The organism is Pseudomonas sp. B40(2017), assembly GCF_002112855.1.
In the GTDB taxonomy this organism is placed as follows: Bacteria; Pseudomonadota; Gammaproteobacteria; order Pseudomonadales; family Pseudomonadaceae; genus Aquipseudomonas; species Aquipseudomonas pharyngis.
Genome location: NZ_NEIT01000005.1, coordinates 464,290 through 486,194, shown reverse-complemented (window position 1 = coordinate 486,194; position 21,905 = coordinate 464,290). Strand labels below are relative to the sequence as shown.

The following is a 21,905-nucleotide window of genomic DNA, read 5'->3' as shown; positions in this document are numbered from 1 at the left end:
TGACCCGCCCACATTTTTTCCCTATTCCCTGTGTTCCTTTTCATCGTCCTGATGAATCGCGTCCTGCGATGTCCATTCCCCTCTTCCTTGAAGGGCGTGTCTATCCGTCGACACAACCCAGATACTAGCGAGTTCCCCGCAGGGGGCAACCGGCTCTCAGCGCATGAACCTGTTGTCATAAGCCCTTAACATTCAAAAATAACCATGTAAATCAATATCTTATTGATCATCGATGAGCGCAATCGCCTTCGGCAGCAGTGTAAAAATAACGAACACTTACGATACAGTCAGCAAAGGCTTACAGCGCAAACCTACAAGGTGGGAATGCCTCCCGCTTTCAGCACACAAACAAAAAGCCCCGAACCAGTCGGGGCTTTCTGCATAGCGGTCAGGCGGCCGGCTTATTGAAACAGCGACTCGCTCGACAGGCCGTTTTTCTCGAGAATTTCCCGAAGGCGTTTGAGGCCTTCCACCTGGATCTGTCTCACCCGTTCCCGGGTCAGGCCGATCTCCAGGCCTACATCCTCCAGCGTGCTGCTCTCGTGACCGCGCAGGCCGAAGCGGCGTACCACCACTTCGCGTTGCTTGTCGGTCAGCTCCGAGAGCCATTGATCGATGCTCTGCGACAGGTCGTCATCCTGCAGCAGTTCGCACGGATCGGTCGGACGGTCATCCGTCAGGGTGTCGAGCAGGGTTTTATCCGAATCCGGACCCAGCGAGACGTCGACCGAAGAAACCCGCTCGTTCAGGCCCAGCATGCGCTTGACCTCGCCCACCGGTTTTTCCAGCAGGTTGGCAATTTCTTCGGGTGAAGGTTCGTGGTCGAGCTTTTGCGTCAGCTCCCGTGCAGCCCGCAGGTACACGTTGAGCTCCTTGACCACATGGATCGGCAACCGGATGGTCCGGGTCTGATTCATGATTGCGCGTTCGATGGTCTGACGGATCCACCAGGTCGCGTAGGTCGAGAAGCGGAAGCCGCGCTCGGGATCGAACTTTTCCACCGCGCGGATCAATCCGAGGTTGCCCTCTTCGATCAGATCCAGCAGCGACAGCCCCCGATTGACGTAACGCCGGGCGATTTTGACCACCAGCCGCAGGTTACTTTCGATCATGCGCTTGCGCCCGGCAGGATCGCCACTTTGCGACAAGCGCGCAAAATGAACTTCTTCTTCCGGGGAGAGCAGAGGGGAAAAGCCGATTTCGTTGAGGTACAGCTGCGTGGCATCAAGTGCCCGAGTGTAATCGATGTACTTATGTTGTTTAAGTGAAGCGGAGTGTTTGGATTTGGCACGAACGGAAGGTGGAGCAGCCCCTTCATCATTCGACATCGAATCCGAATCGATGCCGGTCTCCATCAGGAGAACCTCATCGTCGATGTCAAACTCCGGCACTTCTTTACTGAGAGCCATTGTTATAGTCCTTTGGTGAGTTCGACCCCAAGCTCAAGCGACGCCTTTATCCTTGGCAACGCTGGAGCCTGTCCCCTCTACGTGACGGAACAGGCTGGTCTGCAAATCAACGTCTTGGCAGGAACTGCAGCGGATCTACAGGTTTACCTTGTCGGCGAATCTCAAAATGCAGTTTCACCCGGTCTGTACCCGTTGACCCCATTTCGGCAATTGTCTGTCCGACCTTGACCTGCTGCCCCTCCCGTACCAACAGCCGACGGTTGTGTCCGTAAGCACTGACGTAGGTTTCGCTGTGTTTGATGATGACCAATTCGCCGTAGCCCCTTAAGCCACTCCCGGCGTATACCACCGTCCCATCAGACGCAGCTAAAACAGGCTGTCCCAAATCTCCGGCGATATCAATTCCTTTATTCAAACTACCGTTTGAAGAGAATTTTCCAATGAGAATGCCATTAGATGGCCATCCCCAGCCGGTCGGGGCCGGGCCCGGTGGAGGCAGTGGAGCGGGTGTTGACTTGTTGGCGACGGACGGTACAACCGTCGTCGAAGCCGCACCGGAACCCGTGGTTGTGGTGGTTGTCGTGCCATTTGCCTGGCGCCGGATAACCGTGGTTTTGCTGGACGAAGACGCTGAAGAACCGGAGTTGCTGACGACCGCCGTCGACGTTGAACCGGTACGGCCGTCGAAGCGAATCGTCTGACCCGGATGTATCGTGTATGGCGTAGGAATATTGTTCCGGGCGGCGAGGGCTTTGTAGTCCCAGCCGTAGCGAAAAGCGATGGAAAACAGGGTATCGCCCGGACGGACTACATACTGCCCGGTCGTCACGACCGGACGCTGGGCCACCGTATTGTTGCGATCGACGACCCGAACGTTGCTCGATTTTGTGCTGGAGCAACCGACCAGCAAGGTGCTCAAGACAAGGCCAGTCACCAGGCGCTGAAAGCTCGTGTTACCCATACGCTGCGCAATGACTGTGAGACTCACCCGCCGCTCCCTTTGTGGTGGCTGAAAAATGTGGAATACCGATTCCGGCATGAAACTTCGCAAGTATAACGGGCGCAACCGGCTTTACCTTTATAGAAGCGCTATCGCTCGGCGCACACGTTTGCTTGTAGACGATCCGTCCTGTTTAAACACTCGCTGCCGCTGTAAGACAGGCACGCGCGAAAGGAATTCAGCGGCTTCGAACAAATGCTCAGGCCAGCGGGCCATTAAGCAATGGCACGAAACGCACCGCCCCCAGAACGTGTCGGGAGAAGCCGTTTTCTTCACGCACGATCAGCATCAATTGCTGCACTTCACCAGAGCCGACCGGGATCACCATCCGCCCGCCCGGTGCCAGTTGGTCGAGCAACGCCTGAGGCACGTCGGTGGCGACTGCCGTGACGATGATGCCGTTGTACGGCGCCAGCGCCGGCCAGCCTTCCCAGCCATCGCCCCAGCGAAACACCACGTTGCGCAAGTTGAGCTCGACCAGGCGTTCCTTGGCCCGATCCTGCAGCACCTTGATGCGCTCGACCGAGAACACCCGCTCGACCAGTTGCGATAGCACCGCTGTCTGGTAACCGGAACCAGTGCCGATCTCCAGCACTTTATCCAGCGGCCCGGCCTCCAGCAGCAGCTCGCTCATGCGCGCCACCATATAAGGCTGGGAAATGGTCTGGTTGTTGCCGATCGGCAGCGCGGTGTCCTCATAGGCCCGGTGCGCCAGCGCTTCATCGACGAACAGGTGCCGCGGGGTGCGACGGATCACTTCCAGCACGCTGGCGTTGGAAACGCCCTCTTCATACAGACGCTGGATCAGGCGCTCACGGGTTCGCTGGGACGTCATCCCGATGCCGCTGCGCAGCCTGTCGTCTTGTTCACGAGCCATTAATTGAGCCCCTCCAGCCAGCCGTCGAGACCTCTGAAGGCATCATTGAAGGTGCGATCGAGCTGCAACGGAGTGATGGATACGTAACCCTGCATCACCGCATGGAAATCGGTGCCCGGCCCGCCGTCTTCCGCATCACCTGCCGCTGCAATCCAGTAACCGGCCTTGCCGCGCGGGTCCACGACTTTCATCGGCGCCGCCGCACGGGCGCGATGGCCGAGACGGGTCAGTTGAATGCCGCGAATGTGATCGATCGGCAGATTCGGAATATTCACGTTCAATACCGTGCGCGGAGGCAGATCGAGCCCGGCATGGGCTTCGACCAGTTTGTGCGCAAAGTAGGCGGCCGTGGGCAGGTTGTCGACCTGCCGCGAAACCAGCGAGAAGGCAAACGACGGGCGCTCGAGAAAGCGGCCCTCGAGGGCGGCTGCCACGGTCCCGGAATACAGCACGTCATCACCCAGGTTGGCGCCCAGGTTGATCCCCGACACCACCATGTCCGGCTCACGTTCAAGCAAACCGTTGAGGCCCAGATGAACGCAGTCGGTCGGCGTGCCATTGAGGCTGATAAAGCCGTTGGCCAGGTATTGCGGGCGCAACGGACGATCGAGTGTCAGCGAACTGCTGGCACCGCTCTTGTCCTGTTCCGGGGCGATAACCACGCACTCGGTGTAATCCGCCAGCGCAGCATAAAGCGCGGCAAGACCGGGCGCAGTCACCCCATCGTCGTTAGAAATCAGAATACGCATGGGCTGTCCGTCTGCCCCACCGGCACCAGATCAACGAGTTCGCGCACCAATACGGTGGCGAAGCATCCGGCCGGGAGGACGAATTCCAGTTGCAGAATGTCAGGCTCGGGATAATGCCACGTCAACCCGCCAATGGGCAGCCGCAGGATGCGACGTTCGTGGCTCATACCGGCATTAATCAACCAATCGCGCAGATCCGCCTCGCGTGCGGCAATCCCCTGCTCCAGATCATGGACAACCCCGGCCGCCGGCGAGTCACCTTCGCCCCACTGCGGACCGGTCGGGTGCAGGTCGAGAATCGCCAGACGCGGATCACTGCACTCGGCTTCACCGGCCGGGAAAAAGCTGCGGCTATCGGTGAACGCCAGCAGATCGCCGACCTGGGCACGCTGCCAGGTGCCATCGGCGACCCGTGCTGCGAGCACCTGATTGAACAGAAAACTGCGCGCGGTCGACAGCAGGCGCGAGCGCACATTGCGCTGCTCCGGCAGTGCCTTGCGCGCGGCCCAGGAGCGGGCATCGACAACGTTGCCACCGTCATGGCCGAAACGCTGGGCGCCGAAGTAATTCGGGATGCCCTGTTTGGCGATCAGTTGCAGACGCTCGTCGATGGCGGCCTTGTCGCCATTGAACTGAGTCAGACGCAGCGTGAAACCGTTGGCCGAATGCGCACCGCGTTGCAGCTTGCGCTTGTGGCGAGTGGTCTTGAGGATTTTCAGCGTGTCGTTTTCCGCCGCCGACAGATCCGGATCGGCCTTGCCCGGCAATTGCACGCTGAACCACTGCCGGGTCAGCGCCTGACGGTCTTTCAGACCGGCGTAACTCACCGTGCGTAGCGGCACGCCGGCGGCCTTGGCGATACGGCGTGCGGCCTCTTCCGTATTCAAGCCGCGCTTCTCGACCCAGATCCACAGGTGCTCGCCGTCACCGCTGAACGGAATGTCGAGGACTTCATCGACCTGGAAATCTTCGGCGATGGCTTTCAGGACCGCGGTGCCGAGGGCATCGCCATAGGCCCGCGGGCCGAGCAGTTGCAGTTCGTTCATGCGCGCAGCAACAAGGCAACGGAATGCACGGCGATGCCTTCTTCGCGACCGACGAAGCCGAGCTTCTCGGTGGTGGTGGCTTTCACGTTCACTTGATCCGGTTCTACTTGCAGATCCGCGGCAATCAGCGCGCGCATCGATTCGATATGAGGGGCCATTTTCGGCGCCTGGGCAACGATGGTGTTGTCGACGTTGCCGACCTTCCAGCCTTTGGCGTGGATCAGACTGACCACGTGACGCAGCAGCACTCGGCTGTCGGCGCCCTTGAATTGCGGGTCGGTATCCGGGAAATGCTTGCCGATATCACCCAGCGCAGCCGCGCCGAGCAAGGCGTCGCTCAAGGCATGCAGCAGGACGTCACCGTCGGAGTGAGCGAGCAGCCCGAAGCCGTGTGCGATTCGCACGCCGCCCAGAGTAATGAAATCGCCTTCAGCGAAACGGTGCACATCATAGCCGTGGCCAATACGCATAAAAAAACGCCCCGAATTTTGTCAGGGCGTGATTCTACCTGCATTAACCCTTCAGGGCGCGTGCGTGATGCTGCAAGTGGTCGTCAATGAAGCTGGCGATGAAGAAATAGCTGTGGTCGTAGCCCGGTTGCAGACGCAACGTCAACGGATGACCCGCTTGTTTTGCCGCTTGTTGCAGGGCTTCGGGTTTTAGTTGGGTGGCGAGGAAGTCGTCGCGGTCACCCTGATCGACCAGCAGTGGCAGTTTCTCGTCCGCTTCGGCGATCAGTGCACAGGCATCCCACTCGCGCCACTTCGAACGGTCTTCGCCCAGATAGCGGGAGAACGCTTTCTGGCCCCACGGACAATCAATCGGATTATTGATCGGCGAGAACGCTGACACTGACTGATAACGCCCCGGATTGCGCAACGCACAGACCAGCGCACCGTGACCACCCATGGAATGGCCGCTGATGCTGCGTTTGTCCGACGCCGGGAAATGCGCTTCAACCAGTGAAGGCAATTCCTGCACGACGTAGTCATGCATCCGATAGTGCCGCGACCACGGTTCCTGCGTGGCATTCAGATAAAACCCTGCACCGAGACCGAAATCCCAGGCCCCGTCGGGATCACCCGGTACATCCGGGCCGCGCGGACTGGTGTCAGGTGCCACGATGATCAGCCCCAGTTCAGCCGCCATGCGCATGGCACCGGCCTTCTGCATGAAGTTCTCGTCCGTGCAGGTCAGGCCCGACAGCCAGTACAGCACCGGCAACTTGCCGCCCTGCTCGGCCTGCGGCGGCAGATACACGGCAAACACCATGTCGCAGCCCAGCACTTCGGAGCGATGGCGATAGCGCTTGTGCCAACCGCCGAAACTTTTCTGACAGGAGATGTTTTCCAGACTCATGTAAGACTCCTACGCAGCCACGGCTGCACATCGGCAGCCGTCGTATCGCGATTGATCAGAAATGAATGACGGTGCGGATGCTCTTGCCTTCGTGCATCAGGTCGAAGGCCTTGTTGATATCTTCCAGACCCATGGTGTGGGTGATGAAGGTATCCAGCGGGATTTCGCCGCTTTGCGCCATGTCGACATAGCTTGGCAGCTCGGTACGGCCACGCACGCCACCGAACGCCGAACCGCGCCAGACGCGACCGGTCACCAGTTGGAACGGACGGGTGGCGATTTCCTGGCCGGCGCCGGCAACACCGATGATCACCGACTCACCCCAACCTTTATGGCAGCACTCGAGGGCCGCGCGCATCAGTTGCACGTTGCCGATGCATTCGAAGGAGAAGTCGACGCCACCGTCGGTCATGTCGACGATCACTTCCTGGATCGGACGATCGAAATCTTTCGGGTTCACGCAGTCGGTGGCACCCAGTTGTCTGGCGATTTCGAACTTGGCCGGGTTGATGTCGATGGCGATGATCCGTGAGGCCTTGGCCTTCACTGCACCGATCACGGCCGACAGGCCAATGCCGCCGAGACCGAAGATGGCCACGGTGTCACCCGGCTTCACCTTGGCGGTGTTGATCACCGCACCGATACCGGTGGTCACGCCGCAACCGAGCAGGCAGACCTTTTCCAGCGGTGCATCCTTGGAGATCTTGGCCACGGAGATTTCCGGCAGCACGGTGTATTCGGAAAAGGTCGAAGTACCCATGTAGTGGAAAATCGTTTGGCCCTTGTAGGAAAAGCGCGAAGTGCCGTCCGGCATCAGGCCCTTGCCCTGGGTGGCCCGAATGGCCTGACACAGGTTGGTCTTGCCCGACTTACAGAATTTGCACTGGCCACATTCCGGGGTGTACAGCGGAATCACATGGTCGCCGACGGCCACCGAGGTCACGCCTTCGCCGATCGCTTCAACGATGGCGCCGCCTTCGTGGCCGAGGATCGACGGGAAGATACCTTCCGGGTCCGCGCCGGACAGGGTGTAAGCGTCAGTGTGGCAAACCCCGGAAGCCACCACGCGCAGCAATACTTCACCGGCCTTGGGCATGGCGACATCGACTTCTACGATTTCCAGCGGCTTCTTGGCCTCGAAGGCAACGGCGGCGCGCGACTTGATCATGCTGACTCTCCAGTGAATCCATTAAATAAAAAACCAGACAGGCAGTGTAGTCCAGCGCTGCTTGATGAATAATCCGGACAAAAGCAAAACATTATTGCCATACAGGGATAATCCCCATGTCCGAAAACCGCTGGGAAGGCATCGACGAGTTTGTCGCCGTTGCCGAATGCAGCCAATTCACCGCCGCTGCGGAACGCCTGGGCGTTTCTTCCTCGCACATCAGTCGACAAATCGTACGGCTGGAGGAGCGTTTGCAGACGCGACTGCTGTATCGCAGTACTCGGCGCGTCACCCTGACCGAGGCGGGTCAGACTTTCCTGCAACACTGCCAGCGCTTGCAGGACGGTCGTGAAGAAGCGTTACGTGCAGTCGGCGATCTGACCAGCGAACCCAAAGGCATGCTGCGCATGACCTGCGCCGTGGCCTATGGCGAACGCTTCATCGTGCCGCTGGTGACCCGGTTCATGGGGCACTACCCGCAACTGCGCATCGACATTGAATTGACCAACCGCCAGCTCGATCTTGTGCATGAAGGCCTGGATCTGGCGATCCGTCTTGGTCGACTTCAGGATTCCCGGCTTGTAGCGACCCGACTGGCACCCCGGCGCATGTATCTGTGTGCGTCGCCTTCCTACCTGGAACGGTACGGGCGCCCACACAGTTTGTCGGAACTGGGACGGCACAATTGCCTGATCGGCAGCTCGGACATCTGGCAGCTTGAACAAAACGGGCGGGAATTTTCCCAGCGGGTACAGGGAAACTGGCGCTGCAACAGTGGGCAAGCGGTGCTGGATGCCGCACTGCAAGGCGTCGGGTTGTGTCAGTTGCCGGACTATTACGTGCTGGAGCATCTGCACAGCGGCGCGTTGATTTCTTTGCTGGAGGCGCATCAACCGCCGAATACAGCGGTGTGGGCGCTGTATCCGCAGCAACGGCACTTGTCGCCCAAGGTGCGCAAACTGGTGGATTTTCTCAAGGAAGGTTTGGCCGAACGGCCTGAGTATCGGATTTAACGACGGTTGGCCCAGCGCTGGCGCAACCATTCGAGGTCTTCCGGGCGGGTGACTTTCAGATTGTCCGCGCGGCCTTCGATCAGGCGCGGTGCCAACCCGGCCCACTCCATCGCCGAAGCTTCATCAGTGATCACGGCATCCGCCACCAGACTGTCCGCCAGTGCGCGGTGCAAGGCACCGAGGCGGAACATCTGCGGCGTGTACGCTTGCCAAATCACGCTGCGATCGACGGTTTCCACCACACGACCGTGCTTGTCGACCCGCTTGAGAGTGTCCTTCGCCGGCACAGCCAGCAAACCACCAACCGGATCGTTCGCCAGCTCAGCGAGCAATTTGTCGAGATCGTCACGGCTCAGATTGGGCCGTGCCGCATCGTGCACCAGCACCCAGTCCTCGTCGTCGGCACCTTGCGCATGCAGATGCAGCAAGGCGTTGAGCACCGAGCCGGAACGTTCGGCACCACCGTCGACCCGCTGAATACGCGGATCGCTGGCGCTGGCCAGGTTCGGCCAATAAGGATCATCAACGGCAAGACTGACCACCAGGCCCTTGAGGCTCGGGTGATCGAGGAAACAGCCGAGGCTGTGTTCGAGAATTGTGCGCCCGCCCAGTTGCAGGTATTGCTTGGGACGGTCCGCGGCCATTCGGGCACCGACGCCCGCGGCAGGAATCACGGCCCAGAAGGCCGGCAGGGAGTCGATCATTGGGCCAACTGGTAAAGGGTTTCGCCGTCCTTGACCATGCCCAGTTCGTGACGAGCCCGCTCTTCAACGGTCTCCATGCCCTTCTTCAACTCGCTGACTTCAGCGTCCATCACCCGGTTGCGCTCCAACAAGGCTTCGTTCTCGGCGTGTTGATCAGCAATCTGCTGATTCAGTTCGGCGACTTGCGCCAGACTGCCATTGCCCACCCACAGGCGGTACTGCAGACCGGCCAGCAGCAAGAGCAAAACGAGAAACAACCAGTAAGGACTGCGCATCGAATATCAGGTATCCAGTGAAAAAAGACAGCCACGCCAAAACTTTGAAGCATCTGATAGCACGAAGCCTGGAATATCCAGGCTTGTGCATATAAGGCATCAGATTAGTGGCAAATCCATCGCTGTCACGACTTTTCCGACACAATCCGGTGTCTTTCTATCATTTACTGCTCAGCCGCGAAACTCGCTGCGACCGTTGTACTTGGCCTTGCCATTCAACTGCTCTTCGATACGCAGCAGTTGGTTGTACTTGGAAACACGGTCGGAACGGCACAGCGAACCGGTCTTGATCTGGCCAGCCGAAGTACCCACGGCCAGGTCGGCAATGGTCGAGTCTTCGGTTTCGCCGGAGCGGTGCGAGATCACGGCGGTGTAACCGGCAGCCTTGGCCATCTGGATGGCTTCCAGGGTTTCGGTCAGGGTTCCGATCTGGTTGAACTTGATCAGGATCGAGTTGGCGATCTTTTTATCGATGCCTTCTTTCAGGATTTTGGTGTTGGTCACGAACAGGTCGTCGCCGACCAGTTGGGTCTTCTCGCCGATCTTGTCGGTGAGGATCTTCCAGCCAGCCCAGTCGGACTCGTCCAGACCGTCTTCGATCGAGATGATCGGGTAACGCTCGGTCAGACCTTTGAGGTAGTCGGCGAAACCTTCAGCGGTGAACACCTGGCCTTCGCCGGACAGGTTGTACTTGCCGTCTTCGAAGAATTCGCTGGCTGCGCAGTCCAGAGCCAGGGTCACGTCGGTGCCCAACTTGTAACCGGCGTTGGCAACAGCTTCGGAGATCACTTTCAGTGCGTCTTCGTTGGACGCCAGGTTCGGCGCGAAACCACCTTCGTCACCGACGGCGGTGCTCAGGCCACGGGCCTTCAGCACAGCTTTCAGGTGATGGAAAATCTCGGTGCCCATGCGCAGACCTTCCGAGAAAGACTTGGCGCCAACCGGCTGAACCATGAATTCCTGGATGTCGACGTTGTTGTCGGCGTGTTCGCCACCGTTGATGATGTTCATCATCGGAACCGGCATCGAGTACACACCCGGAGTGCCGTTCAGATTGGCGATGTGAGCGTACAGCGGCAGGTCCTGATCCTGTGCAGCCGCCTTGGCCGCGGCCAGGGATACGGCGAGGATGGCGTTGGCGCCCAGGGTCGCTTTGTTTTCAGTACCGTCCAGCTTGATCATCGCGTGATCCAGGGCTTTCTGGTCGCTTGGGTCGGTGCCCAGCAGCAGATCGCGGATCGGACCGTTGATGTTGGCTACCGCCTTGAGCACGCCCTTGCCCAGGTAACGGCTCTTGTCGCCATCACGCAGCTCGAGCGCTTCACGCGAGCCAGTGGATGCACCGGACGGCGCACAGGCGCTGCCGATGATGCCGTTGTCGAGAAGCACGTCCGCTTCCACGGTGGGATTGCCACGGGAGTCGAGAACTTCACGACCTTTGATGTCGACGATTTTTGCCATTGTTGTAAACACTCCAAAGTTGACGAAAACGACGCAGCTAGAGGAAATCTTTTTACCGTCGGCAAGTGGTGTGCAGCGGGCAGCTTGCAGACGACAACGCTCATACCCGAGGGCATGAGCGACAAATCGTGCGGTACTTTACCGGAGAATTGAGGTTTACGCGGTTTCTACCGTCGGAAAACTCTTCACCAGTTCGTCCAGTGCTTTGAGCTGGGCCAGGAATGGCTCCAGTTTGTCCAGACGCAAGGCGCAAGGGCCGTCGCATTTGGCGTTGTCGGGATCCGGGTGCGCTTCGAGGAACAGACCCGCCAGCGACTGGCTCATGCCAGCCTTGGCCAGGTCGGTGACCTGGGCGCGGCGACCGCCAGCGGAATCGGAACGACCGCCAGGCATCTGCAGCGAATGGGTCACGTCGAAGAATACCGGGTACTCGAACTGCTTCATGATGCCGAAGCCAAGCATGTCGACCACGAGGTTGTTGTAGCCGAAGCTCGAACCGCGCTCGCAGAGGATCAACTGATCGTTACCCGCCTCCACGCACTTGTTCAGGATGTGTTTCATTTCCTGAGGCGCGAGGAACTGGGCTTTCTTGATGTTGATGACGGCATTGGTCTTGGCCATCGCGACGACCAGATCGGTCTGGCGCGACAGGAAGGCCGGCAGCTGGATGATGTCGCAGACCTCGGCGACGACCGCGGCCTGGTCAGGCTCATGGACGTCGGTGATGATCGGTACGCCGAAGGCTTGTTTGATGTCCTGGAAGATGCGCATGCCTTCTTCCAGGCCAGGACCGCGATAGGAGGTCACAGAAGAACGGTTGGCCTTGTCGAAGCTGGCCTTGAAAACGTAAGGGATACCGAGCTTTTCGGTGACCTTCACGTACTCTTCGCAAACCTGCATGGCCATGTCACGACTTTCCAGCACGTTCATGCCGCCGAACAGCACCATGGGTTTGTCGTTGGCAATCTCGATGTCGCCGACGCGGATGATCTTCTGTGCCATCGGGGTTACGCCTTCTTCTGGTGTTGAGCCAATGCCGCTTTGACGAAGCCGCTGAACAGCGGATGGCCATCGCGTGGCGTCGAGGTGAACTCTGGGTGGAACTGGCAAGCGACGAACCATGGATGATCCGGCGCTTCGACCACTTCAACCAGCGCAGCATCGGAAGAGCGACCGGAAATTTTCAGGCCGGCTTCAATGATTTGCGGCAGCAGGTTGTTGTTCACTTCGTAACGGTGACGGTGACGCTCGACAATCACATCCTTGCCATAGCAGTCGTGCACCTTGGAGCCGGCTTCGAGCAGGCATTCCTGAGCGCCGAGGCGCATGGTGCCGCCCAGGTCGGACGCTTCGGTACGCACTTCAACGGCACCGGTAGCGTCTTCCCACTCGGTGATCAGGCCAACAACCGGATGGCCGCTGGCACGATCGAACTCGGTGGAGTTGGCGTCTTTCCAGCCCAGCACGTTACGGGCGAACTCGATGACCGCCACTTGCATGCCCAGGCAGATACCCAGGTACGGAACCTTGTTTTCGCGAGCGTACTGAACGGCAGTGATCTTGCCTTCCACGCCGCGCAGACCGAAGCCGCCCGGTACGAGGATCGCGTCGACGCCTTCCAGCAGCGCGGTGCCCTGGTTCTCGATGTCTTCGGAATCGATGTAGCGCAGGTTGACCTTGGTGCGGTTGGTGATGCCGGCATGACTCATCGCTTCGATCAGCGACTTGTAGGCATCCAGCAGTTCCATGTACTTGCCGACCATCGCGATGGTGACTTCGTGCTCTGGGTTCAGCTTGGCATCGACAACCTTTTCCCACTCGGACAGGTCGGCGCCATTGCATTGCAGGCCGAAACGCTCGACGACGAAATCGTCCAGACCCTGGGCGTGCAGTACGGCCGGGATCTTGTAGATGGTGTCGACGTCTTCCAGGGAGATCACCGCACGCTCTTCAACGTTGGTGAACAGCGCGATCTTGCGACGCGACGACACATCCACCGGATGGTCGGAGCGGCAGATCAGCACGTCTGGCTGCAGGCCGATCGAACGCAGTTCCTTCACGGAGTGCTGGGTCGGCTTGGTCTTGGTTTCGCCTGCGGTGGCGATGTACGGAACCAGGGTCAGGTGCATCAGCATCGCGCGCTTGGAGCCGACTTCCACACGCAGCTGGCGGATGGCTTCGAGGAACGGTTGCGATTCGATATCACCCACGGTACCGCCGATTTCCACCAGCGCCACGTCGGCATCGCCGGCGCCCTTGATGATGCGACGCTTGATTTCGTCGGTGATGTGCGGAATCACCTGGATGGTTGCACCCAGGTAGTCACCACGGCGCTCTTTGCGCAGCACGTGCTCGTAGACACGGCCGGTGGTGAAGTTGTTGTTCTGGGTCATGGTCGTGCGGATGAACCGCTCGTAGTGGCCCAGGTCCAGGTCGGTCTCGGCGCCGTCGTGGGTGACGAACACTTCACCGTGCTGGAACGGGCTCATGGTGCCCGGGTCGACGTTGATGTACGGATCCAGCTTCAGCATGGTGACCTTAAGCCCCCGCGCCTCCAGGATGGCCGCCAATGAAGCCGATGCAATGCCTTTCCCCAAAGAAGAAACAACACCGCCCGTGACGAATATGTAGCGCGTCATGAAAAACCCTAGAAGTCTGCGTTAAAGCGGTCCGAGCCGCCGGGGAAAGCGAAGGAAGGCCGAAGCCCCCGATCACCTGCATTAATCACAGTGCACCTTTCAAAAAAACCGCCGCGTTGGGACAGACCGGAAGTGAAAACACCGGTACGTTGCTCGCTACACATTTTTTGGAATCGCCCAGCAAAGACTGCTTGGTAATCGGCAACTCCTGCAATTCAGGCGAATCCACAGAAGTTGTATCAAGAAGGGAGCGTAGTCTACCGGAATGCCCCCTTCATCTCAAACCTTGATCTTCGTCCGAAGGCTGCCAATGCAATCGCCAGCCTTCCAGCACATGGCCGTCGAGCCCCGGCAGGTTCGCCACGGCGAGCAATTCTTCACCGCGAAACAGCAGCGGCAATCTGCCACGCACGAAGCCCGGCACCGCGCGCTCATTAAGCAGGCGCTTGAGATCACGATGACCGCGATCCGCCAGATGCATCACCTCGCCGCCCTGCCGATAGCGGACTTGCAGCGGCCCGACGGGAGTCTGACCGCTGAACATGACACGTCCGTTATCGGGCAAGCGTAGCGCCAGCGACGGCTCGTGCCAGTCGCCGCTGACCACCGGTGTACGCAACCATTGTCCGCTGAGCCACCACAGGCGACCGGCGCTTCGGTGCAGCTCGCCATCCGCCAGACGCCAGATCGGCGAGGCATCGTTGCCGGCGTCACGCACATCGACCCAACCCGACCAATGGTCGGTATCCGGCAGTCGGGTCAAAGGTCCAAGCCAGTGGCTGAGTGCATTTCGCTGACGGGCATCGGACAATTTCGCGATGGCCGCAAACTCCAGCGATGGCAATCCCGACCACTCGAACTCAGCGGGCAATTTCGCAGTAGCCAGATCGATTTGCGCCAGCTCATCGAGCAAACCTTGCGCCTCACGCAGATGCGCCGCGCTGCGGGCCATGCTGGCGTGCGCCTGAGGCCAGCGACCGCTCAGCAACGGCAGAACCTGATGCCGTAGATAGTTGCGCGAAAACTGTCGTTCCTGATTCGAAGGGTCCTCGACCCAGCGCAAGCCGTGGTCCTGCGCATAGGCTTCCAGCTCGGCACGTGTGACGTCGAGCAACGGCCGCACCAGACTGCCCTGCCCCAGCGCTCGCGTGGCCGGCATTCCGGACAACCCACGCACGCCGGCGCCACGCAGCAGACGGAACAACAGCGTTTCAGCCTGATCATCGCGATGCTGCCCGGTCAGCAGCACATCATTGGCCTGAGTCGCCGCACTGAACGCCGCATAGCGAGCATCCCGTGCCGCGCGCTCTACACTCGCCCCCGGCTGCACCTGCACACGCTGCACTTGCAACGGCACCGACAGTTCGTCGCAGACATCCTGACAATGCGCCGGCCACGCATCGGCCGCAGCTTGAAGGCCGTGATGAACATGAATGGCGCTTAGCGCCGGAAGGGATTCGGTTTTGGCGAGATTGGCCAGGAGGTGCAGCAGAACGGTGGAGTCGAGGCCGCCGGAGAAAGCGACGCGCCAGTGGGAAGCACTGAGCCAGGGCCGGAGACTGCGCAAAAGCCTGGAAGGCAAATCAATCGAAGGCTGACCCATTTTTCTACCTTTTCACAAACCAAATGTGGGAGCGGGCTTGCTCGCGAAAGCGGTGAAACAGCCAACACAATTGTTGAATGTTACATCGCATTCGCGGGCAAGCCCGCTCCCACAGTGTTTTGCATCGTTGGCCGAAACGGCTCGACTTAGAGACCGTAGCTCATCAGACGATCATAACGACGCTTGAGCAGCGCTTCGTTGTCGAACTTCTTCAGCATCGCCAGTTGCGAGCTCAGCTCGGCGCGGATCGATGCTGCGGCAGCGGCCGGATCACGGTGGGCGCCGCCCAGAGGCTCGCTGATCACCTTGTCGACGATGCCCAGACCTTTCAGACGCTCGGCGGTGATGCCCATTGCTTCAGCAGCATCCGGCGCCTTCTCTGCGGTTTTCCACAGAATCGAAGCGCAGCCTTCCGGCGAGATCACCGCGTAGGTCGAGTACTGCAGCATGTTCAACTGGTCGCACACGCCGATCGCAAGTGCACCGCCGGAACCACCTTCACCAATCACGGTGGCGATGATCGGGGTTTTCAGGCGGGCCATGACGCGCAGGTTCCAGGCAATCGCTTCGCTTTGGTTGCGCTCTTCAGCATCGATGCCAGGGTAGGCGCCCGGGGTGTCGATGAAGGTCAGGATCGGCATCTTGAAACGCTCGGCCATTTCCATCAGGCGGCACGCCTTGCGGTAACCTTCCGGACGCGGCATACCGAAGTTGCGGCGTACCTTTTCACGCACTTCACGGCCCTTCTGGTGACCGATCACCATCACTGGCTGGTCTTCCAGACGTGCCACGCCGCCCACAATGGCCGCGTCGTCGGAGAAGTGACGGTCACCGTGCAGTTCGTCGAACTCGGTGAAGATGTGGTCGATGTAGTCCAGGGTGTAAGGACGTTTCGGGTGACGCGCCAGACGTGCGATCTGCCAGCTGGTCAGCTTGCCGAAGATGTCTTCGGTCAGCGTCTTGCTCTTGTCCTGCAGGCGGGAGATCTCATCGCCGATATTCAGCGAATTGTCATTACCGACCAAGCGCAACTCTTCGATCTTGGCTTGCAGGTCGGCGATCGGCTGTTCGAAATCTAGAAAATTCGGGTTCATAGGCGTCCGTCTTGGGTCGTGTCCCAAATGAGCTTGGGCCGGCCGGTTGTCTATTCGCGCCCTACCTTAAGGGAGAGGCGCGCTGAGGTCGAGATTAAAAATTCAGGTTGTGGGCAGGCGCTTTGATGGCACCCGCCGGTCAACGGTATTGGAGGAAGACGTTGTCTCGCCCGAACTGGTCACGCAGGGCTTGAATCAAGGCATCCGCCGGGTCAATCCGCCAGGTCTCACCGAACTGCAGCAAGGTCTTCGCATCGGGACTGGTGTATTCCATGGTGATCGGGCACGCACCGCGATGACGCTTGAGCAAATCACCCAACCAGCGTAGCTGATCGCCTTTCAGATCCTGTGTCTGCAACTTCAGGCGCAGGCTCTCGGCAAGATTGGTGCGTGCATCTTCCATGCTCATCACCCGCTTGACCCGCAGGCGCAGACCGCCGGAGAAATCGTCGTTGCTGACCTCGCCTTCGACCACCACCATTGCGTCGGTCTGCAGCAGCGATTGCGCGGAGTGGAACGCATCGGCGAACAGCGATGCCTCGATCCGCCCGGAGCGGTCGTCGAGGGTGATGAAGCCCATCTTGTCGCCCTTTTTGTTCTTCATCACCCGCAGGGCGATGATCATCCCCGCCACGGTCTGAGTGTCCCGGGCCGGTTTCAGGTCGATGATGCGCTGGCGGGCGAAACGGCGGATTTCGCCTTCGTATTCGTCGATCGGGTGGCCGGTCAGGTATAGGCCCAAGGTGTCTTTTTCACCTTTGAGCCGTTCCTTGAGGGTCAGCTCTTTCGCCTTGCGGTGGACCGCGTAAACGTCCGCGTCTTCCTCGACGAACAACCCGCCGAACAGGTCGGCGTGACCACTGTCGCGGGTGCGCGCGGTCTGCTCGGCCGACTTGATCGCCTCTTCCATCGCCGCCAGCAGCACGGCGCGGTTGCGGTCGATATTGGCCTGGTAAGCCTTTTGCTCGTCATGGAAGTACGGGCCGAGGCGATCCAGCGCGCCGCTGCGGATCAGACCGTCCAGCGTGCGCTTGTTGATGCGCTTGAGGTCAACCCGGGCGCAGAAGTCGAACAGATCCTTGAACGGACCGGCCTGACGGGCCTCGGTGATCGCTTCCACCGGGCCTTCACCGACGCCTTTGATCGCGCCCAGGCCATACACGATGCGGCCTTCGTCGTTCACCGTGAACTTGAACTCCGAGGTGTTCACGTCCGGCGCGTCGAGGCGCAGCTTCATCGTGCGCACTTCTTCGATCAAGGTCACAACCTTGTCGGTGTTGTGCATATCCGCCGACAGTACCGCGGCCATGAACGGCGCCGGGTAGTGGGCTTTCAGCCAGGCGGTCTGGTACGAGACCAGGCCGTAGGCGGCGGAGTGGGATTTGTTGAAGCCGTAACCGGCGAATTTTTCCACCAGATCGAAAATGTTACCGGCCAGATCCGCGTCGATATTGTTCGACGCACAACCCTCAATGAAACCGCCGCGCTGCTTGGCCATTTCCTCGGGTTTCTTCTTGCCCATCGCCCGACGCAGCATGTCCGCACCACCGAGGGTGTAACCGGCCATGACCTGGGCGATCTGCATCACCTGTTCCTGATACAGGATGATGCCGTACGTCGGCGCCAGTACCGGCTGCAAACCTTCGTACTGGTAATCCGGGTGCGGATACGCAAGCTCCGCGCGACCGTGCTTACGGTTGATGAAGTCATCCACCATGCCCGATTGCAGCGGGCCCGGACGGAACAGGGCCACCAGTGCGATCAGGTCTTCGAGGCAGTCGGGCTTGAGCTTTTTGATCAGCTCTTTCATGCCGCGGGATTCAAGCTGGAACACCGCGGTGGTTTCAGCTTTTTGCAGCAGCTGATAAGTCGGCTTGTCATCCAGCGGGATGAACGCGATGTCCAGCGGCGGTTCGTTGACCTTGGCGCGGTCACGGTTGATGGTCTTCAGCGCCCAGTCGATGATCGTCAGGGTCCGCAGGCCGAGGAAGTCGAACTTCACCAGACCGGCCGCCTCGACGTCGTCCTTGTCGAACTGGGTCACCAGACCGTCGCCGGCCTCGTCGCAATAGATCGGCGAGAAGTCGGTCAGCTTGGTTGGCGCGATCACCACACCACCGGCGTGTTTACCGACGTTACGCACCACACCTTCGAGCTTGCGCGCCATCTCCCAGATTTCCGCCGCTTCTTCATCGACCTTGATGAAGTCGCGCAGGATTTCTTCCTGCTCGTAGGCTTTTTCCAGGGTCATGCCGACTTCGAACGGAATCATCTTCGACAGGCGATCGGCCAGGCCGAACGACTTGCCCTGGGCCCGCGCCACGTCGCGGACCACAGCCTTCGCCGCCATGGAACCGAAGGTGATGATCTGGCTCACCGCGTTGCGGCCGTACTTTTCGGCCACGTAGTCGATCACCCGGTCGCGACCATCCATGCAGAAGTCGACGTCGAAGTCGGGCATCGATACCCGTTCCGGGTTGAGGAAACGTTCGAACAGCAGGTCATATTCCAGTGGGTCGAGGTCGGTGATCTTCTGTACATAGGCCACCAGCGATCCGGCACCCGACCCCCGGCCAGGGCCCACCGGCACGCCGTTGTTCTTGGCCCACTGGATAAAGTCCATCACGATCAGGAAGTAACCGGGGAACCCCATCTGGATGATGATATCCAGCTCGAAATTCAGCCGGTCAACGTAGACCTGACGCTTGGCCTCGTAGTCCTCGGTGGTGTCCTTAGGCAGCAGCACGCTGAGGCGTTCTTCCAGCCCATCGAACGAGACCTTGCGGAAATACTCGTCGATGGTCATGCCATCGGGAATCGGGTAATCCGGCAGGAAGTGCTTGCCCAGCTTCACATCAATGTTGCAACGCTTGGCGATCTCGACGGTGTTCTCGATCGCATCCGGCAGGTCGCTGAACAGCTCGGCCATTTCCTCGGCGCTTTTCAGATACTGCTGGTCGCTGTAGTTCTTCGAACGCCGCGGATCGTCGAGAGCCCGGCCCTCACCGATGCAGACGCGGGTTTCGTGGGCGGCGAAGTCTTCCTGCTTGATGAAGCGCACGTCGTTGGTGGCTACCAGCGGCGCGCCGAGCTTGTCGGCCAGGGCCACGGCACCGTGCAACTGTTCTTCGTCGTTCGGACGATTGGTGCGCTGAATTTCCAGATAGAAACGATCCGGAAACACTGCCATCCAATCGCGCGCCAGGGTTTCAGCTTCGGCGGGGTTGCCGCCGATCATGGCCATGCCGATCTCGCCTTCCTTCGCGGCGGACAGCATGATCAGGCCTTCGTTGGCCTCGGCGACCCACTCGCGCTCGATGATGACCATGCCGTTGCGCTGACCGTCGATAAAGCCACGGGAAATCAGTTCGGTCAGGTTGCGATAGCCCTGGGCATTCATGACCAGCAGGCTGATGCGGCTCAGCGGACCATCCGGGTCCTTGTTCGACAGCCACAGGTCGGCGCCGCAGATCGGCTTGATCCCGGCACCCATGGTGTTTTTATAGAATTTGACCAGCGAACACATGTTGTTCTGGTCGGTCACCGCAACGGCCGGCATGCCCATGCCGGTCAGGGCCTTGACCAGCGGCTTGATCCGCACGAGCCCATCGACCAGGGAGTATTCAGTGTGCAGGCGTAGATGAACGAATGAAGCCGGCATAGTGATCCTGTCCAGTTACATAGAGACAACAAGGCCCGGATTGTACCGGGCCCCGAACAAAACATCAGCCTTGCCGCTAAACCTGCGTCAGGCCTTCCAGCGCTTCGTAAGCCTGACGCACCGGTGCAAACGAACGCCGGTGAATCGGCGTCGGCCCGAGGCGTGACAGCGCTTCCAGATGAACGGGGGTCGGATAGCCCTTATGGCTGCCGATGCCGTAACCCGGGTAGATCAATTCGAACGCCGCCATCTCGCGGTCGCGGCTGACCTTGGCCAGAATCGATGCCGCTGCAATCGCCGGCACCTTGCCGTCGCCCTGCACCACCGCTTCGGAACGCATCGGCAGTTTCGGGCAGCGATTGCCGTCGATCATCGCCAGTTTCGGCTGGATGTGCAGGCCAGCGACCGCGCGTTGCATCGCCAGCATGGTGGCGTGAAGGATGTTCAGCTCGTCGATTTCTTCGACTTCGGCGCGGGCGATGCACCAGCTGAGCGCCTTCTCGCAGATTTCGTCGTAGAGCTTTTCGCGCTTGGCTTCGGTGAGTTTTTTCGAGTCGTTGAGACCGAGGATCGGCCGATTCGGATCGAGGATCACCGCTGCGGTGACGACCGCTCCGCACAACGGACCGCGACCGACTTCATCCACGCCGGCCACCAGCTCTTCGACTTCGGCGACCAGGGTGAAATCCAGGCCCATCTGCATGCTTGTCTTGCTCATCGTGTTTGCCCGATCAGGTTCAGAACGGCGTCAGCCGCCTGATTGGAAGCGTCCAGACGTAGAGTGCGATGGATCTCGTCGAAGCCACGGGTCTGCTCTTCGCCACCGTCGATCAATGGCGACAGGGTCTGGGCAAGCGCCTCGACCGTCGCATCATCCTGCAACAATTCCGGCACCAGCAGTCGCTGGGCCAGCAGGTTCGGCAGGGAGACGTACGGACTCTTGACCATGCGTTTGAGAATCCAGAACGTCAGCGGCGCAAGACGGTACGCCACGACCATCGGGCGCTTGTACAGCAGCGCTTCCAGCGTGGCAGTACCGGATGCAATCAGAACCGCGTTGCACGCCGCCAGCGCCAGATGGGATTTGCCATCGAGCAGGGTCACCGGCAGGTCGCGGCCGGCCAACAGCTCTTCGAGCTGGGCACGACGCTCGGGGCTGGCGCACGGGATGACGAAACGCACACCCGGGCGCATGGCCCGCACGCGTTCGGCGGTATCAAGGAACAACGCACCCAGACGGCTGACTTCGCCGCCCCGGCTGCCAGGCATCAAAGCCACCAGCGGACCGTCCGGCAGACCGAGTTCGGCACGCGCGGCGGCGCGATCAGCCTCCAGCGGAATGGTATCGGCCAGCGTATGGCCGACGAACCGCACCGGCACGCCCTTCTCTTCGTAGAATCTGGCTTCGAACGGCAGCAGCGTGAGCATCAGGTCGCAGCCTTCGCGGATCTTCAGCACCCGCTTCTGCCGCCACGCCCACACTGATGGGCTGACGTAGTGCACGGTCTTGATTCCGGCCTGACGCAGCTTGAGTTCGATATTGAGGTTGAAATCCGGTGCGTCGATGCCGATGAACACATCCGGTTTTTCAGCGATAAGCGTAGCGATCAGGTCTTTGCGGCGCTTGAGCAGTTCACGCAAGCGTCCCAGGACTTCCACCAGGCCCATGACCGACAGACGCTCCATCGGAAAATAGGAAGTCAGGCCTTCGGCCTGCATCAGCGGGCCACCGACACCGATGAACTCCACCGCAGGGTGCTGTGCCTTGAGGGCACGCATCAGGCCTGCGCCCAGAATGTCACCGGAAGCCTCCCCCGCCACCAGCGCAATACGCAGATTAGCCATGG

The 21,905-nt window shown here is 60.0% G+C and carries 19 protein-coding genes; 1 reads left to right on the top strand and 18 read right to left on the bottom strand.

Annotated features, from left to right (window positions below; translation table 11 throughout):
- Positions 1 to 401 precede the first annotated feature (401 nt).
- The 8 genes from rpoS to CAF76_RS16280 all read right to left on the bottom strand — a co-directional run bounded on the left by rpoS (position 402) and on the right by CAF76_RS16280 (position 7,608).
- A complete protein-coding gene (gene rpoS / locus CAF76_RS16315; protein WP_007954831.1) occupies positions 402 to 1,409 on the bottom strand; it encodes an RNA polymerase sigma factor RpoS in 1,008 nt (335 codons plus the stop codon).
- A gap of 106 nt (positions 1,410 to 1,515) precedes the next feature.
- Positions 1,516 to 2,397 (bottom strand): peptidoglycan DD-metalloendopeptidase family protein, encoded by an 882-nt coding sequence (locus tag CAF76_RS16310; protein ID WP_085647803.1) that lies wholly within the window; start codon positions 2,395 to 2,397, stop codon positions 1,516 to 1,518.
- A gap of 211 nt (positions 2,398 to 2,608) precedes the next feature.
- Entirely contained in the window at positions 2,609 to 3,244 is a 636-nt protein-coding gene (locus tag CAF76_RS16305) for a protein-L-isoaspartate(D-aspartate) O-methyltransferase (protein ID WP_170844894.1), read from the bottom strand.
- Positions 3,245 to 3,285: 41 nt separating this feature from the next.
- Positions 3,286 to 4,035: a 5'/3'-nucleotidase SurE gene (gene surE / locus CAF76_RS16300; RefSeq protein ID WP_085647802.1), complete on the bottom strand. Its 750-nt coding sequence runs from the start codon at positions 4,033 to 4,035 to the stop codon at positions 3,286 to 3,288.
- Positions 4,023 to 5,081, bottom strand: coding sequence for a tRNA pseudouridine(13) synthase TruD (truD, locus tag CAF76_RS16295; protein ID WP_011332702.1), 1,059 nt, complete (start codon positions 5,079 to 5,081; stop codon positions 4,023 to 4,025). The genes surE and truD overlap by 13 nt, the downstream gene beginning before the upstream one ends.
- A complete protein-coding gene (gene ispF / locus CAF76_RS16290) occupies positions 5,078 to 5,551 on the bottom strand; it encodes a 2-C-methyl-D-erythritol 2,4-cyclodiphosphate synthase (RefSeq protein ID WP_064593803.1) in 474 nt (157 codons plus the stop codon). Before ispF ends, truD begins: the two co-directional genes overlap by 4 nt.
- 43 nt (positions 5,552 to 5,594) lie before the next feature.
- Positions 5,595 to 6,440, bottom strand: a complete 846-nt coding sequence (gene fghA / locus CAF76_RS16285; RefSeq protein WP_085647801.1) for an S-formylglutathione hydrolase — start codon at positions 6,438 to 6,440, stop codon at positions 5,595 to 5,597.
- Positions 6,441 to 6,495: 55 nt separating this feature from the next.
- Positions 6,496 to 7,608: an S-(hydroxymethyl)glutathione dehydrogenase/class III alcohol dehydrogenase gene (locus CAF76_RS16280; protein WP_065259207.1), complete on the bottom strand. Its 1,113-nt coding sequence runs from the start codon at positions 7,606 to 7,608 to the stop codon at positions 6,496 to 6,498.
- A 116-nt stretch (positions 7,609 to 7,724) separates the two neighbouring features.
- Between CAF76_RS16280 and CAF76_RS16275 the strand changes: the two genes are divergently transcribed.
- Positions 7,725 to 8,621, top strand: a complete 897-nt coding sequence (locus CAF76_RS16275; protein ID WP_007954817.1) for a LysR substrate-binding domain-containing protein — start codon at positions 7,725 to 7,727, stop codon at positions 8,619 to 8,621.
- Here the strand turns inward: CAF76_RS16275 and ispD are convergent.
- The 10 genes from ispD to lpxB form a co-directional block, all read right to left on the bottom strand.
- Entirely contained in the window at positions 8,618 to 9,325 is a 708-nt protein-coding gene (gene ispD / locus CAF76_RS16270) for a 2-C-methyl-D-erythritol 4-phosphate cytidylyltransferase (protein WP_085647800.1), read from the bottom strand. The genes CAF76_RS16275 and ispD overlap by 4 nt on opposite strands.
- Positions 9,322 to 9,600, bottom strand: a complete 279-nt coding sequence (gene ftsB / locus CAF76_RS16265; RefSeq protein WP_003222158.1) for a cell division protein FtsB — start codon at positions 9,598 to 9,600, stop codon at positions 9,322 to 9,324. The genes ispD and ftsB overlap by 4 nt, the downstream gene beginning before the upstream one ends.
- 171 nt (positions 9,601 to 9,771) lie before the next feature.
- Positions 9,772 to 11,061: a phosphopyruvate hydratase gene (gene eno, locus CAF76_RS16260; protein ID WP_007954808.1), complete on the bottom strand. Its 1,290-nt coding sequence runs from the start codon at positions 11,059 to 11,061 to the stop codon at positions 9,772 to 9,774.
- A gap of 156 nt (positions 11,062 to 11,217) precedes the next feature.
- Entirely contained in the window at positions 11,218 to 12,063 is an 846-nt protein-coding gene (gene kdsA, locus CAF76_RS16255; protein WP_007954807.1) for a 3-deoxy-8-phosphooctulonate synthase, read from the bottom strand.
- A 5-nt stretch (positions 12,064 to 12,068) separates the two neighbouring features.
- Positions 12,069 to 13,700, bottom strand: a complete 1,632-nt coding sequence (locus tag CAF76_RS16250; RefSeq protein WP_011332696.1) for a CTP synthase — start codon at positions 13,698 to 13,700, stop codon at positions 12,069 to 12,071.
- Positions 13,701 to 13,974: 274 nt separating this feature from the next.
- The gene (gene tilS / locus CAF76_RS16245) at positions 13,975 to 15,303 is read right to left on the bottom strand and encodes a tRNA lysidine(34) synthetase TilS (RefSeq protein WP_085647799.1); all 1,329 of its coding nucleotides are present in this window, start codon (positions 15,301 to 15,303) and stop codon (positions 13,975 to 13,977) included.
- A gap of 146 nt (positions 15,304 to 15,449) precedes the next feature.
- Positions 15,450 to 16,397, bottom strand: a complete 948-nt coding sequence (locus CAF76_RS16240; protein ID WP_064379018.1) for an acetyl-CoA carboxylase carboxyltransferase subunit alpha — start codon at positions 16,395 to 16,397, stop codon at positions 15,450 to 15,452.
- Between the two features lie 139 nt (positions 16,398 to 16,536).
- The gene (gene dnaE, locus CAF76_RS16235) at positions 16,537 to 20,058 is read right to left on the bottom strand and encodes a DNA polymerase III subunit alpha (protein ID WP_085647798.1); all 3,522 of its coding nucleotides are present in this window, start codon (positions 20,056 to 20,058) and stop codon (positions 16,537 to 16,539) included.
- Between the two features lie 76 nt (positions 20,059 to 20,134).
- Complete coding sequence (gene rnhB, locus CAF76_RS16230; RefSeq protein WP_143491817.1) at positions 20,135 to 20,761, bottom strand: ribonuclease HII; 627 nt, start codon at positions 20,759 to 20,761, stop codon at positions 20,135 to 20,137.
- An 11-nt stretch (positions 20,762 to 20,772) separates the two neighbouring features.
- Positions 20,773 to 21,903, bottom strand: coding sequence for a lipid-A-disaccharide synthase (gene lpxB, locus CAF76_RS16225; protein ID WP_085647796.1), 1,131 nt, complete (start codon positions 21,901 to 21,903; stop codon positions 20,773 to 20,775).
- Positions 21,904 to 21,905: the final 2 nt, after the last annotated feature.

Coding starts and splice junctions, on each gene's coding strand:
- rpoS (WP_007954831.1), bottom strand. CDS start 1,409: ATGGCTCTCAGTAAAGAAGTGCCGGAGTTTGACATCGACGATGAGGTT.
- CAF76_RS16305 (WP_170844894.1), bottom strand. CDS start 3,244: ATGACGTCCCAGCGAACCCGTGAGCGCCTGATCCAGCGTCTGTATGAA.
- surE (WP_085647802.1), bottom strand. CDS start 4,035: ATGCGTATTCTGATTTCTAACGACGATGGGGTGACTGCGCCCGGTCTT.
- truD (WP_011332702.1), bottom strand. CDS start 5,081: ATGAACGAACTGCAACTGCTCGGCCCGCGGGCCTATGGCGATGCCCTC.
- ispF (WP_064593803.1), bottom strand. CDS start 5,551: ATGCGTATTGGCCACGGCTATGATGTGCACCGTTTCGCTGAAGGCGAT.
- fghA (WP_085647801.1), bottom strand. CDS start 6,440: ATGAGTCTGGAAAACATCTCCTGTCAGAAAAGTTTCGGCGGTTGGCAC.
- CAF76_RS16280 (WP_065259207.1), bottom strand. CDS start 7,608: ATGATCAAGTCGCGCGCCGCCGTTGCCTTCGAGGCCAAGAAGCCGCTG.
- CAF76_RS16275 (WP_007954817.1), top strand. CDS start 7,725: ATGTCCGAAAACCGCTGGGAAGGCATCGACGAGTTTGTCGCCGTTGCC.
- ispD (WP_085647800.1), bottom strand. CDS start 9,325: ATGATCGACTCCCTGCCGGCCTTCTGGGCCGTGATTCCTGCCGCGGGC.
- ftsB (WP_003222158.1), bottom strand. CDS start 9,600: ATGCGCAGTCCTTACTGGTTGTTTCTCGTTTTGCTCTTGCTGCTGGCC.
- eno (WP_007954808.1), bottom strand. CDS start 11,061: ATGGCAAAAATCGTCGACATCAAAGGTCGTGAAGTTCTCGACTCCCGT.
- kdsA (WP_007954807.1), bottom strand. CDS start 12,063: ATGGCACAGAAGATCATCCGCGTCGGCGACATCGAGATTGCCAACGAC.
- CAF76_RS16250 (WP_011332696.1), bottom strand. CDS start 13,700: ATGACGCGCTACATATTCGTCACGGGCGGTGTTGTTTCTTCTTTGGGG.
- tilS (WP_085647799.1), bottom strand. CDS start 15,303: ATGGGTCAGCCTTCGATTGATTTGCCTTCCAGGCTTTTGCGCAGTCTC.
- CAF76_RS16240 (WP_064379018.1), bottom strand. CDS start 16,397: ATGAACCCGAATTTTCTAGATTTCGAACAGCCGATCGCCGACCTGCAA.
- dnaE (WP_085647798.1), bottom strand. CDS start 20,058: ATGCCGGCTTCATTCGTTCATCTACGCCTGCACACTGAATACTCCCTG.
- rnhB (WP_143491817.1), bottom strand. CDS start 20,761: ATGCAGATGGGCCTGGATTTCACCCTGGTCGCCGAAGTCGAAGAGCTG.
- lpxB (WP_085647796.1), bottom strand. CDS start 21,903: ATGGCTAATCTGCGTATTGCGCTGGTGGCGGGGGAGGCTTCCGGTGAC.